Origin of the sequence: uncultured Porphyromonas sp. (genome assembly GCF_947254915.1) — a bacterium.
In the GTDB taxonomy this organism is placed as follows: Bacteria; Bacteroidota; Bacteroidia; order Bacteroidales; family Porphyromonadaceae; genus Porphyromonas.
In genome coordinates this window covers 22,338-36,684 of sequence record NZ_CAMYEZ010000005.1, presented here as the reverse complement: position 1 = coordinate 36,684, position 14,347 = coordinate 22,338, and the positions used below count along the sequence as shown (strand labels likewise).

General features: G+C 52.5%; 11 protein-coding genes and 4 tRNA genes. 1 reads left to right on the top strand and 14 read right to left on the bottom strand.

The features are described 5' to 3' along the window. Positions 1-93: 93 nt before the first annotated feature. A tRNA-Asn gene (locus Q0X57_RS00925) sits at positions 94-167 on the top strand. Between the two features lie 157 nt (positions 168-324). Here the strand turns inward: Q0X57_RS00925 and Q0X57_RS00920 are convergent. From Q0X57_RS00920 to Q0X57_RS00855, 14 genes are all read right to left on the bottom strand, one after another. After that, positions 325-708, bottom strand: coding sequence for a hypothetical protein (locus Q0X57_RS00920; RefSeq protein ID WP_297726336.1), 384 nt, complete (start codon positions 706-708; stop codon positions 325-327). Further along, positions 701-1,354: a nicotinate (nicotinamide) nucleotide adenylyltransferase gene (gene nadD / locus Q0X57_RS00915; RefSeq protein ID WP_297726333.1), complete on the bottom strand. Its 654-nt coding sequence runs from the start codon at positions 1,352-1,354 to the stop codon at positions 701-703. Before nadD ends, Q0X57_RS00920 begins: the two co-directional genes overlap by 8 nt. A gap of 49 nt (positions 1,355-1,403) precedes the next feature. Next, complete coding sequence (locus Q0X57_RS00910) at positions 1,404-3,041, bottom strand: hypothetical protein (protein WP_297726330.1); 1,638 nt, start codon at positions 3,039-3,041, stop codon at positions 1,404-1,406. A 67-nt stretch (positions 3,042-3,108) separates the two neighbouring features. Continuing rightward, complete coding sequence (locus tag Q0X57_RS00905) at positions 3,109-4,110, bottom strand: FAD:protein FMN transferase (protein WP_297726327.1); 1,002 nt, start codon at positions 4,108-4,110, stop codon at positions 3,109-3,111. Positions 4,111-4,125: 15 nt separating this feature from the next. Further along, entirely contained in the window at positions 4,126-4,647 is a 522-nt protein-coding gene (locus Q0X57_RS00900; protein WP_297726324.1) for a nitroreductase family protein, read from the bottom strand. Then, positions 4,644-5,636, bottom strand: coding sequence for a glycosyltransferase (locus Q0X57_RS00895; protein ID WP_297726321.1), 993 nt, complete (start codon positions 5,634-5,636; stop codon positions 4,644-4,646). The genes Q0X57_RS00900 and Q0X57_RS00895 overlap by 4 nt, the downstream gene beginning before the upstream one ends. Positions 5,637-5,920: 284 nt before the next feature. Beyond that, positions 5,921-7,117: a [FeFe] hydrogenase H-cluster maturation GTPase HydF gene (gene hydF, locus Q0X57_RS00890; RefSeq protein WP_297726318.1), complete on the bottom strand. Its 1,197-nt coding sequence runs from the start codon at positions 7,115-7,117 to the stop codon at positions 5,921-5,923. Positions 7,118-7,132: 15 nt separating this feature from the next. After that, positions 7,133-8,551, bottom strand: coding sequence for a [FeFe] hydrogenase H-cluster radical SAM maturase HydG (gene hydG / locus Q0X57_RS00885; protein ID WP_297726314.1), 1,419 nt, complete (start codon positions 8,549-8,551; stop codon positions 7,133-7,135). Positions 8,552-8,563: 12 nt separating this feature from the next. Beyond that, positions 8,564-9,613, bottom strand: a complete 1,050-nt coding sequence (hydE, locus tag Q0X57_RS00880; RefSeq protein ID WP_297726311.1) for a [FeFe] hydrogenase H-cluster radical SAM maturase HydE — start codon at positions 9,611-9,613, stop codon at positions 8,564-8,566. Next, positions 9,588-11,087, bottom strand: a complete 1,500-nt coding sequence (locus Q0X57_RS00875; RefSeq protein WP_297726309.1) for a monomeric [FeFe] hydrogenase — start codon at positions 11,085-11,087, stop codon at positions 9,588-9,590. Before Q0X57_RS00875 ends, hydE begins: the two co-directional genes overlap by 26 nt. 291 nt (positions 11,088-11,378) lie before the next feature. Then, positions 11,379-11,453, bottom strand: a tRNA-Val gene (locus tag Q0X57_RS00870). A 56-nt stretch (positions 11,454-11,509) separates the two neighbouring features. After that, positions 11,510-11,580 (bottom strand) — tRNA-Gln (locus Q0X57_RS00865). Positions 11,581-11,722: 142 nt separating this feature from the next. Next, a tRNA-Gln gene (locus Q0X57_RS00860) sits at positions 11,723-11,794 on the bottom strand. A gap of 285 nt (positions 11,795-12,079) precedes the next feature. Further along, the gene (locus tag Q0X57_RS00855) at positions 12,080-13,939 is read right to left on the bottom strand and encodes a T9SS type A sorting domain-containing protein (protein WP_297726306.1); all 1,860 of its coding nucleotides are present in this window, start codon (positions 13,937-13,939) and stop codon (positions 12,080-12,082) included. Between the last annotated feature and the right edge of the window lie 408 nt (positions 13,940-14,347).

The following is a 14,347-nucleotide window of genomic DNA, read 5'->3' as shown; positions in this document are numbered from 1 at the left end:
TAGAGCATCTGACTGTTAATCAGGGGGTCCTTGGTTCAAGCCCAAGAGGGAGCGCAACTCTGTCTCATCGCTGAGGCTGTTAAGTCTCGTATTGCTTCCTTAGCTCAGTTGGTTAGAGCATCTGACTGTTAATCAGGGGGTCCTTGGTTCAAGCCCAAGAGGGAGCGCGACGTTGCTACACTGAGTTGTTTTGTTTTTGGGGCTCAAAAGGGCGTGGTTGTCTTTTGAGTCTTATATTTGTGGTTAACAGAAGAAATCTCCTTCCGAATATCCGCTATGCGGGTTTCGAAAGGAGATTCTTCTGTTTTATAAGCTATGGTATCTCTACGAGACGACGAGGACAGCGAGCGCAATGATGATCCCGATGGCGATGAGTAGGAGGAGAAGCATAGTGAGGCGCTTCTCTAGAGACCACTGAGCTGGGAGGGGCAGCTTGGTGACCCACTGCGTGAGGCGTGTGGTGGGCTCGTCGCTCTCATCGGGGAGGATGAGTTTGCCACTGTCTATCAGCTCTTGTATCTGCGGGCGGGCACTCTCAGGCACCTCAACGATGAAGCCTCCGATGTCTATAAAAGAGCTGAGCAATCGAGCGCTGTAACTATTGCGTATCGTGGCGGGTATGCCATAGTCAGAGAGCAGGTCAAGTAGATCGAGCGCCTCCTCCTCAACCTGATAGGAGGCTAGCTGTACCATTCGGTCATCATTCATAATGCGTGGTTACTTTAGAGAGTGTGTCGTATAGCTTAGGCTGAGGAAGCCAGTGGCGCAGGTCACGACCCTCGTGGAGTGCCTGACGTATCGCTGTCGAGGAGACCTCTATCTGAGGAGCTTCCGTCATCAGTCGTATCTGAGCTGTGGGGTACTGATTGGCTAACTGAGCTAGGTCGTACCCGCTCCGTGGATAGACCACGAGTGGTACCTGAGCTAGTAGCTCTTGATGGCGATGCCATTGAGAGAGCGATGCTAGGCTATCAGCACCGATGACTAGGCTGAAGTTGCAATGCGGATAGTGCGTCTCCAAAGCCGTGAGCGTGTCCACCGTATAGTGTGGCTCAGGTAGCATGGACTCGATTGTGCATAGCTCGTAGCGGGGATCGGACTGAATTGCCTGCTTGATCATGCGACAGCGCCATTCGTAAGAAAAGCTGGTCTCTTGCTCCTTGAGCGGGTTTTGGGGAGTGGGCAAGAACCATATTTGCGACAGCCCTGACCACTCGGGATAAGCTAAGAGATAGTCGCATAGAGCAAGGTGCCCGATGTGTAGCGGGTCAAAACTCCCTCCGAAGAGTCCTACGGTCTCACCAGCTCGTGTGGCAACAGATGGCGGGGGCGCTAGTCTTGAGGCAATCTCCATTGACACTTCCTTTATTAGGCGGAGGAGCTAGGCTATTCCTCTGCGATCTTTAGTTAATCCAAAGCGTGTGCCACTTAGAGAGGTCTAGCTGTTGACGTATCTCCATCTGCTTTACGACACGTTGTATAGCTCTGATGCGAGTACCCTCTCGATAAATAGCGCAGTAGGTCTGCTCAACACGCTCTGAGAGCGGGTAAGCAAGTGAATCCTTGACTAAGACTGGTGGAACGATGAGTAGTAGCTGGTACTGTGTCTGCAGTTGTTGCATTTGCTGCTGGAAAGCTGTCGAACCAATCAGACCAGGCGAGAGCTGCGTGTGATAGGTCGCCTTTCTAGACTTGTCTGTTGCTTTGTTGCCTGCTAAGTCGAGGTGCCATACCCCACAAGAGATGCCCCTCTGCTGTAGAGCTTGCTGTAGCTCGGTGATAAACTGGGTGTGAGCTTTGAGCTTATTGGGAGTCGTTAGGAGGATGGTTCGTTGCTCCCCTTGTGGTGCGAGGGTTGTGGCTAGTTCCTCAAGATTAGGATAGAGTGGTCTCTTGCCCCATTGAGAGCGCTTGAGGTCTAGCGTGAGACGCTTGCGTAGGAGGCTTGGAAGCTCAGAGAGGTAGTAGATTACCCCACGTATAGCCCAGTAGATGTACAGTAGGAGGAGTGGTAGGAGTAGTCCCAATACCCCCATACCTGCAATGATAAATAAATCGGGCTGAATCTCTGTCAGTACACGAGGCTTATCTATAAGTCTAAAAGGCGAAAACCCCGCAGGAGGTACGGTGCCGACAAACTGCCCTAGCGAGTCAACGTGTCCCTCATCGGTAAGTTGCTCTACCCAGCCTAGACTGTCGGTAACAATGTACATCTCATAGAGGAGACTGAGACAGCGACGCTCAGAGTGGCTAGAGGGTAGCTCAACACGCATCACCGAGGAGAGCGGTATGTCCCCTTCCTTCATAGTAACCTCCATATTCTTATCGTACTCAACACGAGTATCAACGAGCGAAGAGTAGGTGATAGGGATTTCTGTATACGCTTGATCAATGTGATAGGGGAAGTGCTGCTCAGGGTTATCAAGAGTCACCGTGATAGGACCCACGGGTGTCTCCTGAGTCGTGCCGACAGGGATGACCACTTCGTATGGTTCGTAGAGCGGTTGCCCCTGCACGACCCCTGTGAATGCGCTCATCGTGACCTTCTTAGGATGGACAGGATCGTCTAGCCGAGCGATACAGTATAGCTTGTCCGTCGGTAGGAGGTTGCCAAAGCGTACTATGATAGGAGTTTGATTGTAGTAATCACGCATTCCAAAAGGTGTCTTGACCCAGTAGTCCACCTGAAAGTCAATGCGCTTACCCGCCTCTTCAACTACTGTCGTCGTATTGAGCAGTGCTGCAATGTACTCAGGCGTCCATGGAGACGTTTTGAGCAGAGAGTCGCTCAGTTGCATCGTTGGCTCTGTCAGCTCGTGTGGTTGTCGTGAGGAGAGGTGCATATAGTAGGTCTTTCGTCCTAGGGGGCGGTGCTTCACGATGCTACTACCTAGCCATACAAAGATTGCGATGGATAGGACAAACCAGTACCAACGTTTCAAAACGATAGTCAATACTTGCGAGAAAGAGGGGCGTACGCCATACTCGTTAGGAGCTACAATATCAACGTCTGCTCTCTTGGAGTGCGATGATTGGGTCATAATATAGTTGCTAGATGATGCAAAGATAAGAAAGTCCGTCCGATATTGCTAGGCAAGCGCACTGGCATCAGTGCGATCGTGGAAAGGATGGACTAGCGATGGTGGTAAAAGCTAAGGAGTCGCCAGCCGATACGAAGAGTAGGAAGGAGATCTCAGGCGAAAGTCGCTTACGCATCGCCTCTGAGCCCTCGTACCCCGAAGCCATGAAGGCTGTCGCCAGAGCATCAGCCTCAGCGCAAGTCGGAGCGATCACCGAGGCGCTCAGGATGTCTGTCTCGGCTGGGTAACCGCTCAGCGCAGAGATCGTGTGCCCGTAGACTCGTCCGTCGGATGCGATCTTGTAGTTGCGATAGTTGCCCGAGGTGGCCAGTCCTCCTTGCTCGCCTGGCAGGTCTATGATCTCCTGTAGCTCTTGGCTTATACCCAGTGAGTCCAGGTCTGGCCTTGAGATGCCGACACGCCATGGAGCACCTTGCGGATTGTGCCCCGAGTAAGCTATCTCGCCGCCTATCTCCACTAGGTAGTTGGTCACGCCCGCTTTGCGCAGCTTCTCGCCTACGAGGTCAGAGGCGTAGCCCTTGGCAACGGAGGCGAAGTCTAGCTCCATTGCGGGGTTTGCCTTGGTTAGCTCTGTAGGAGTGCAGGAGACCTTGTCCATGCCGACCAACTCCATCAAACTATCCACCTGTTGCTGTGTGAGTGGGTAGCTCTTTTCGAAGCCAAAGCCCCACGCATTGACCAGCGGGGCAATGGTCACGTCGTAGACGCCGCCCGACTGCTCGTAGACCCTCCGCGCTACGCTGTAGATAGCGTAGAAAGTGCTGTCCACCGCCATCGACAAGTTGTTGTTGACCGCATAGATCATAGAGGTTGAGTCAAAGGGGTTTGCCACACGGTTGACCTCCTGTAGCGCCTCATTGATCTGATCGGACAAGTCCTGGTCAGCCTGGTAGGTGACCCGATAAAGCGTGCCAAAGATGAGCCCCTCGGCACTCCTGTAGGGTGCCTCCTGGTGGCAACTGCTCAAGAGAATGAGCGAAAGAAGTAGTAGGGTGACGGTGCGACGCATAGCGGTGCGACTAGCTTAGATGAATGTGACCAGCTCCTCCATCGTCTTGCGACGTGGGTTGCCCTCTTTGCCCGCAAAGGCTGGGTCTGGATGCCCCACTGCTAAGATGAGGATCGGCTCCTCATGCTCTGGGATCTGTAGTAGCTCACGGCATATATCCTGATCGAAGGCAGCCACCGTCGTAGCGCCTAGTCCCATATCCTCAGCCTTGAGGAGCATGTGCGTCAGTGCTATCGAGGTATCTACGTAGGTGAGGTCACAGTGCGGGCGCTGCCACGCTTTGTCGTGGTCACCGATGACGACGATGTAGCTCGGAGCATGGTAAAACCACGGTTGCTGACTGATGGCGTGGAGCTTCGTGCGCTCCTCCTCGGAGAGCACCACGACGAAGCGGAGTGGCTGGAAGTTCTTTGCCGAGGGAGCTAGTCGCCCAGCCTCCAGTATTGGCATGAGCTCTTCACGAGTCATCGGCTTGGTCGCGTCAAAGTGGCGTACCGTACGCCTTGTAGAGATGATTTGGTCGAAGGTCTTAGTCATAGTTCTGTCTCTATATTATAGATGTCACGATTGGGGTCGCGGCGTGTGATCATCTCTCCGATGAAGCCAGCGCAGAAGAGTTGCACCCCGATGATCATCGCTGCCAGGGAGATGTAGAAGTAGACGCGATCCGTCACGAGCGGAGCGGGTGTACCGCTGATGAGTGCGGAGAGCTTGAACGAGAGGACCACGATGAGCGCTATGAATCCTATGAGAAACATAAGCGAGCCCCAGAACCCGAAGAAGTGCATCGGCTTGCGCCCGAAACGATGGGTGAACCAAAGCGTAAGCAGGTCTAGGTAGCCGTTGAAGAAGCGGTCTAGTCCAAACTTCGAGTGCCCATACTTGCGAGGCGCATGGTGCACCACCTGCTCGCCAATCTTGGTGAAGCCCGCATTCTTCGCTAGATAAGGAATGTAGCGGTGCATATCGTTGTAGAGCTCGATGCTATGAACCACCTCCGCACGGTACGCCTTGAGTCCGCAGTTGAAGTCGTGTAGATTCTTAATCCCCGAGACCCGTCTAGCGGTTGCGTTAAAGAGCTTCGTGGGGATCGTCTTGGAGAGCGGGTCATAGCGTTTTTTCTTCCATCCGCTTACGAGATCGTACCCCTCATGGACGATCATATTGTACATCCCGCCTATCTCCTCGGGAGCGTCCTGCAGGTCAGCATCCATCGTGATGACCACTCGTCCGCAAGCCTTAGCAAAGCCACACTGCAGCGCAGGCGACTTGCCGTAGTTACGACGAAACTTGATCGCATGCACCGCTGCGTCCTGAGCAGCTAGCTGCTTGATCACTTGCCACGAGTCGTCGCTACTGCCATCGTCGACGAAGATGATCTCGTAGCTCAGTCCCAGCTCAGCGGTGTGAGCTACGATGCGCTCGTAGAGCTCGGGGAGGCTCTCAGCCTCGTTGAGCAAGGGAATGACCACCGAGATGTCGGGGCGCTCTGGGGCGGTCGTTTCGAGAGAGTTGTGATCAGTCATGAGGTCTATTTGTAGTACTGTCCCACAAAGATACTAATCTCCGCTGATTTCCATCTCTCCTGAGGAAATCGAAAAGCTCCACGGAGCAAATGAAAATTCCCCACGGAACCGGGAAATAAAACTTCGGAAGAATGAAATGAAACTTCGGAAGAAGCAAATCGCAAGTCCGAAGAATTTAGCTTTTCCTCCTGAGGAATAAAAAAACATCCACCGAGAAAGTCAAATTTCTTTCGGTGGATGCTTGTGGATCTTCAGACTATAGAGTTCCCTCCTTGAGGAGCTGGCTACGGGAGAGTCACTTTGTCGAGGATGCCGGTCAGGTAGGCTATCGCTAGCCCATAGTTGGTCATCGGTACCTGCTGATCCGTGGCGAGGTCTTGGCGGGAGATGAGCATGCGGCGGTTGAACATGCAGCCACCGCAGTGGATGACGAGGTCGTAGGGCGTGAGATCCTCGGGGAAGTCCCGACCAGACACATGCTCAATGGTGAGCGTCTCGCCGATGCGCTTGCGGAGGAGGCGGGGCAGCTTGACCGTGCCAATGTCCTCGCCCTCGGGAGCGTGGGTGCAAGCCTCCGCAATAAGTATACGGCTGGCGGGCGTGAGCCGACCAATGGCCCCTGCTCCCGCAACAAGTCGCTGAAGGTCACCACGCTGGGCGCTCATGAGAATGGAGAAAGAGGTGAGTCGACAACCCTCAGGGACCAGCGGCTCGACGGTGGCAAAGACTTGCGAGTCTGTGATGATGAGCTGAGGCGGGGCGGCTAGCTGGGACAGCGCTGCGGGGAGTTGCTCTGGGGTGACGCATAGGGCGTGACACCCTCTGTCTAGCAATGCTCTGATGGTCTGCACCTGTGGCAAGATGAGTCGACCTGCGGGAGCTGAGCTGTCTTGTGGCATGACGAGGAGCACGAGATCACCCGCTTGGCAGAGGTTGCCGAGGAGCGAGGGGGCTGGCTCCGACTCATTGCTTAGCGTTCGCCGGATCGCCTCAAGTAGGGTGTCCAAACTCTTTTCGTCGTCCTGACACAGCGTGAGGGGAGTGTGACCGAAGCATTGCATGATCTCCTCTTGTCGCGCTAGCCACAAGCTTTGCTCAGGTAGGTCGGCACGAGCAATGATCGGGAGTGTCGGCACGCTCGCCTTTCGCAAAGCGGTTATGATCGGAGTGTCGAGGGACTCTTCGCAACTGAGTAGGTAGAGGATCAGATCGGCAGAGCTTAGAGCTTGCTGTGTGACTCGCTGTCGCTCGGCTCCGAGGGGTGTGTCGTCGGCTAGCCCTGGCGTGTCGACCAGTAGGACGGGCCCTACGCTGGGCAGCTCGAAGAGCTTCTCCACGCTGTCGGTTGTGGTGCCAGCTTGGTCAGACACGAGCGACCGCTCTTGGCGTAGCAGGCAGTTGTAGAGCGTAGACTTGCCACTGTTGACCTGCCCTACGAGAACGATTCGTTTGCGCTCGGATGCGTCCTTTCTAGAAGCCATACCCGTTTTCGTCTATTAAAAGCGGAAGTCTCGCTCTCCCGCCTTGATCTGCTGGAGACGCTGCTGAGCGATAGCGCGAATCCGCTCATTGGGAACCGTGGGGAGCTGCTGCGAGATCATCTCTAGTCCCAGCTCTCGGGTGGTGGGTGAAGCGTAATCCTCGAGGTACTCCTGCAGTGTTAGAAGCGCATTGGGACCGCAGCAGTTGGAGATCTGGCCACTCTTGCAGAGCGACATGAAGCGGTCTCCGGTACGTCCCTCACGATAGCATGCGGTGCAGAAGCTCGGTATGTGTCCCTGCTGGAGGAGCCAGTAGACGACCTCGTCGAGGGTGCGTGGGTCGCTCACCTCAAACTGCTCCGAGTGGGCAGCCTCTGTCGTCTGTGCGTATCCTCCCACAGAGGTGCGGGAGCCACCGCTGATCTGCGATACGCCTACGTGGAGAGCTCGCTGTCGTACCGCCTCACGCTCGCGGGTTGAGACGATGATCCCTGTGTAAGGGACCGCCAGTCGAGCCACCGCAATGATATGAAGGAAGGTGTCGTCGGGGATTGCCTCGGGGAAGGATTCGAGCGATATGTCATCGGCTGGGCAAATGCGTGGCACGCTGATCGTGTGAGGTCCTACGCCAAAGGTTGCCTCCAAATGCTCTGCGTGCATCATCAGTCCGACGAAGTCGTAGCGGTAAGTGCTCAGACCAAAGAGTACGCCCAGACCGACATCGTCAATGCCTCCTTGCATAGCTCGATCCATGGACTCGGTATGGTAGGCGTAGTCACTCTTAGGACCTCTCGGGTGTAGCTCTTCGTAGTGCTCCTTGTGGTAAGTCTCCTGGAAGAGTATGTAAGTGCCGATGCCCGCCTCGTGAAGCATACGATACTCCTCAACGGTGGTTGCGGCGATGTTGACATTGACACGGCGGATAGCTCCGTTCTTATGATGTATGGAGTAGATCGTCTGGATCGACTCAAGGATATATTCGATCGGGTTGTTGCGTGGATCTTCGCCAGCCTCGAGGGCGAGACGCTTGTGCCCCATGTCTTGCAGGGCGATCACCTCTTGTCGTATCTGCTCCTGCGTCAGCTTGTGACGGGGAATGGTGCGGTTCTTAGCGTGGTAAGGGCAATAGACACAACCATTGATACAGTAGTTGGAGAGGTAAAGTGGCGCAAAGAGGACAATGCGCTTGCCGTAGAAGCGTAGCTTGATTTGCTCGGCCAGCTGTGCCACTCGTTGCCGTGTCGCAGGGTCCTCAGCGAGGAGGAGTACGGCCGCCTCGCGGTGGTCTAGCCCACGCATCTCCGCAGCCTTGCGTAGGATGTCGGAGATAACTTTCTCATCATCTTTATATTGCTCCGCATAGCGGAGGGTGTCGATGATTTCATCATGATTGATGAAGTCACAGGCATCGTGCGATTGCTTATTGTAACTCATACATTCATTCTCTTAGCTGGCTGGAGCGTCTCCACGCCCCCAGTCTATTTGGTAGCCTATGGTGTCTAGCTGTGCCTGCAGGAGAGCGACTCCCTCGGCAGCCTCAGACCCTGAGTAGGCTTTGTTGTTATACAGAGCGTAGTCGGCTCTGTGGTTTAATGGGGATAGGTTGGGCATCACCACATTGCACCCAGATCGTATGGCGGCTAGGCGACCCTCGGGGTGAAGCGTCGCGACGGCGGTCGTGGCGGGGATCAGCGCCCGTGGATTGAGGAGCCGGCAGAGTGCGAGGAAGCGCAGTGTCATCGACAGACTCCCCGCCGGGTAGGTGCCCAGGGGCGTGTCCTCATGTGGGATGAATGGTCCTACGCCTATCATCGCGGGCTGCAAGCGACGGATGAAGTCTAGGTCTTGCGCTAAGTGGGCGGTCGTCTGTCCTGGCGAACCAATCATCACGCCTGTCCCCACTTGGTAGCCGATCTGCTTGAGGTCTCGTAGCGCTTGTAGCCGATGCTCCTGGGCCATCGTGCTGGGGTGCAGGCTCTGGTAATGCTTCTTGTCGTAAGTCTCGTGGCGGAGCAGGTAGCGGTTGGCACCAGCGCAAAAGAGCGCCTCGTACTCCGCATACTCCATCTCTCCGAGCGAAAGCGTGATGGCGCATTCTGGATAGCTAGTCCGTATGTTGCGTACCAACGAGACCAAGCGTTCTCCTCGCCAATAGGGATCTTCGCCTCCCTGTAGCACGAAGGTGCGAAAGCCGATCTCGTATCCTCGCTCGCAGGCCGACATCACTTCGTCGGCTGTGAGCCGATAGCGGGTGACGCGCTCATTGCCTGAGCGGATGCCACAGTAGTAGCAGTCGTTGCGACAAACGTTTGATATCTCAATGAGACCGCGCAGATAGATCCTCCGACCGAACTGCAGCTCCGCAAGTGCCTTGGCACGCACCTGAAGCTCATGCTCGAGGTGCGTGTCGTTACTGTCTAATAGAGCCTTCAGCTCAGGGATGGAGGCTGTCGCTACGTGGTCTAGCGTATCACTCTTGCTCTTTGTAGTTAGCATAGGTGAGGTCGATCTTCTCCACCTCTTTGAGTAGCTGACGGCGACCTGCGAGTACATCGTTGAAGGCGCTCGGGCCAGTCACACATCCACCGAGACAAGCCATCACCTCGACGAACTGTGTGTCAGCCTTGCCACGCTTGCCGTAAGCCTTGAGCTTGGCAACCGCTTTCTTGTCCATACCTGCGATCTCCTCAGCGGTGAGGCGCTCTACGAAGTCCTTGTACTCCTCCGTATTGCTCAGATAGGAGATGACAGCATCCTTGACACCGCCATTGCGAGCGAAGGCGTGCGCCTCACGTACTGACTCAACGGCAGGCTTGTAGCCCTCGACTGTATTGATGTCTATGTCCAGTCCCTCTAGGATAGAGCCTAGCTCCTCAAAGGTGACCACCATATCAACATCTACGTTGGGACGCTTGATCTCCTTGCGCTTAGCCACACAAGGACCGAAGAAGACGATCTTGCTGTCGGGATAAAGCTTGCGCGCACGCTCTGCCGTGTAGACCATCGGTGAGTGTGAGCTAGAAACAAAAGGCTTGAGACCAGGGGCATGCTTATCCACCAACTCGTAGAAGGAAGGACAGCACGAAGTGGTCATAAAGGCTTGGCCAGCCTCTATCTTCTCCACCAGCTCCTTACCCTCGTGGCTCACCGTGTCCATAGCACCCTGAGCCACCTCAATGACATCATGGAAGCCAATCTTCTTGATTGCTCCGTAGACCTGCTCACGCGTTGCCTTAAACTGACCAAGGATCGCTGGAGCCACGATAGCCACCACCTGCTCGCCACGCTCTATAGCGCCTAGCACGTCAAAGACCTGCGAGATCTCAAAGATGGCACCAAAGGGACAAGCATTCAGACAAGAGCCACAGTAGATACACTTAGACTCGTCAATATGCTCAATGCCATCCTCGTCCTTACTGATGGCTCCCACTGGGCAAGACTCCTCGCAAGGCACGGGTATGTAGACGATCGCATGGTAGGGGCAGTTCTTGTGGCACTGACCGCAACTGATACATACATCGTGATCGATCTGAGCCTGACCATTCTTTTGAAATGAGATACAGCTCTTCGGGCAGTTGCTTGAGCAGGCACGGCTTACACAACCACGACAGAGGTTAGACACCTCATAGTTGATCTGTACGCACGAGGTGCACGCCTCATCAATGACGCAGAGGACATTCTCCTTAGTAGGCTGTGGACGATGTAGCGCTGTGTGAGCGTACTCCGATAGTGGTGTGAGCTCATCCTCCTCGTCCTGCATGTCAAAGCCTAGGAGAGGAAACATCTTGTACTTCCACACTGCGCGCTCCTTATGGGGGCAGCAACGTCCTAGCACATTGCGATTCTTACGTGGGCTTAGCTCTAGGGGAATGCGATCTATTGTTTTGACCAACTGGTCTTTGCGCCATCTCTCTACCATCGTTGAGAGGAGCTTGTGGCGCACGATCATTACATTGTTTATATAGGTCATAGGGTCACGTTATGTTTCAGCTTTTGACCCGCACTGCACAGGTCAGATCTCTAAATGCTCCACAAAGATACGACTAATATCTCAATCAATCACCACATATTGCTAGCTTCGCATAACAAAATACCTTATTATTGCTAGCTGAGACCAGCAAAGCGAGTAGGAGACTGTCAAGCAGAAGGGTGCCTAAGCAAGAGCGGTGACGTAAGAAAACAAACAAAAAAAAAGAGCCTCACTCTAATGAGTGAAACTCTCTCAACTTGAAGTAATAATAAATATATCGTAAGGAAATCGTGGGCCCAATAGGATTCGAACCTATGACCCTCTGTTTGTAAGACAGATGCTCTAAACCAGCTGAGCTATGGGCCCTTCAGATATCTTAGCTCTCCGAGATACTCCAGCGACAGTATAAGTCCGATCGGTAGTTGTCCTACAAGGATTCGAACCTTGACAAACAGGACCAGAATCTGTTGTGCTACCATTACACCATAGGACAATCTGTATCAACCTCCTGTCGATTAGCTCGTCACCATCGTGTGTGACACCCAATCATAGAGTCCCTCTAGAGAGAAGTAAATGCATTGTATCACGATATCGTAGTAAAGAACTGAATCGCTGTCCGCCCCCTGCGGGAGTTGTTGTCCCACAAGGATTCGAACCTTGACTGACAGAACCAAAACCTGTAGTGCTAGCCATTACACCATGGGACAAATCCTTTACTACCGACAGACACCTCTGTCATCGTTTGTGAGTGCAAAGGTAGAAAGAAAAAACCAAACCACCAAACATTTCGCCAAAAAACTTCCTATCTTCTACCCACTAGTGCAACTTTCCAACGAGGAGATCAGAAAATCATAACCGTGGGGCGCTCGGAAGGGTTAGGTTCCAAACGACCCACGGGGGGGGGGGCAAAACATTTCAGTTTACCGATCTATTGTAAAGCGGGGCTGAACAATCCATAGAGAGTAAAGCCTTAAAGCTGTGCAATAAGCTGATCATCGAGTAATAACGATGCGATGCGACTTTCCATTGATTTGTAAGAGATAGACTCCCTCTGCTAGGCTGGCAACAGGGATCGTAATCGTATCAGCGCCTTCTCCAACGGTCTGATAGACTACAACGCCATCCATCGTATAGATAGAGATAGACGACCCTGCCTCTACACCAGACAGATAGAGAAGATCATTTGCGGGTATAGGTCCAACATTGTATTGCTGATCCGCTGTAGAGGGTGTAGAGACAGCATTGTTCTTTTTGACAGGTTCAATAATCATAAAGAAGACCTTCTTCTCTATCCAAAACTTCAGCGATAGCTCCTTAGTTGCCGTAGCGAGTCCTTTGGAGCCATCGTTTAGTGAGATGACCTCTAGAGGATCAGGGAAGCCGTTTAGCTTGAGCCACTGAGCGAAGGCTTGAGATGTCTTAGCCTCTTCTAGAGACCCGATACAGTTTATTTGCCCCGTAATGTAAGGCGAGCCTCCATCTTTAGGTTTGTAGTAGTAGTTTACTCGATTGAAGTTGGTCTGAGAGACCTTTTCCTTTGTAGTTACATATAGATGAGCAGACTCATCCCAACGAGTAGACTCGTATATGCGCAATCCTAACTTAGTCTCATAAGTTCTAACCTTGTCCGTGTCGACTGATCCAGTGAGCATTGAGAGATCTGGGAAGTCTTGCACATCAGAAATAGGAGCATGCAGGATCTCTAGCTCACCCTCCTTGGGAACAACCGTAAATGCGACCTCTTGAGTCACCTTCGTATTGTTGATCTGGAAGGTTACAATAGCCTCCCCGACAGACACACCCTTTAGTTCTTTTGTCGTAGGGTCGTAGCTCACGACACTTGGATTACTTGATGTCACCGTATACATATTGATATACTCAGCTGGAGTTATATCTACATAGTAGTCCTTAGCAAGAGCTAGTTTCTGATCAACTTTGATACGGAAGGCATTTGGGGTCACAGAGATTGTAGGCTCTTGGGGCTTATCCCCTCCTGGCTTATCCTTAAAGAGTCGTACCGTACATAAATTGGTCTTCTTGTCTGGAAATTGGCTGGTTGAGATGCCACTAAAAAAGATTGTTGTGTACTTTCCCTTGTCCGTAGCCCAGTAAAAGCCCCCCGAGGCATAGTTGTAAAGCTTTCCGTCCACTTTGACGCCAACCGTAGGGATAATACACTCCTCGACCTGACCCGCACGTTCAGCCCACCACTCTTCTGATGCAATATCTGATATAGAGCCTGTGAACTCCTCGCCTAGATAGCATACAGATATTTTGATGTAAGCATCTACCGGTGGTTCTTGCTCTGTTTGTGTCATACCCACACGCTCATATCTGTAAGCACAGCGATACTTATTGTCAGGCGCTGCTGGGAACTTTTTATCCCATGACTCTGATGGTTTGCAGAGACGTAACGCATAGCTCACTCCATCACCTTTATTGTAGTAATCACTCGCAAAGCTGTACTTCACATCGCCAAAGCTAATAGTCTCAATCTCACCCTGAATCAAGCCTTCCTTGAGAAAGTTGACACCATACTCATAATAGGCGGAGAGGAGGCCGTTCCACTCAGCACTAGAGGGTAGGTGGTAAGCGACATTATCTATAGAGCAATGTGCAAAACGTTCATTTGCATCAGCATAGAAGAAGTATCCACTCTCTGAGGCGGTCTCATCTGCAACAAAGGAGGTCCCATCTGCGGCAAGATTATACTTCGCAACATAGTCTATCGGGAGCTCAGGGCGTGAGGCTGTAGTCGCTCTCACTGTTTGACCATCAGTACGATAGCCCTGTGCTGTAAGACCCGTTAGTGACACTAAAACGAGTAATAGGATTTGGATAGCTCTATTCATATTTCACTTAAGTTATTGTTTGGAACAAAGATACATATTTTTCATGATGTGAAATAAACTTAGTGCTGTATGGAGACTGACGCATTATTTATACAGGGTGAGTTCATCCACATCTCTATGAGGAAAATCAAATTCTCTAGGATGTTAAGCAACGCCTCCGTGGAAATCTTTGATTATCTAGCGAGGAGACGAAAAAATCTTCCGAACTTCCATTTCATTCTTCCGAAGTTTCATTTCATTCTTCCGAAGTTTTATTTCGCCCCTCCGTGGAGAATTTTCATTTTCTCGTGAGCTATTGGGAGAATCTCTCGGGAGATATCGGACTTAGCGAAGATGTAGCAGCAACTATGGCGCTACACAGTCAAACTCAATCCTCATATTCCAAAGTTGTTGTCAAGTGTAGTTAGT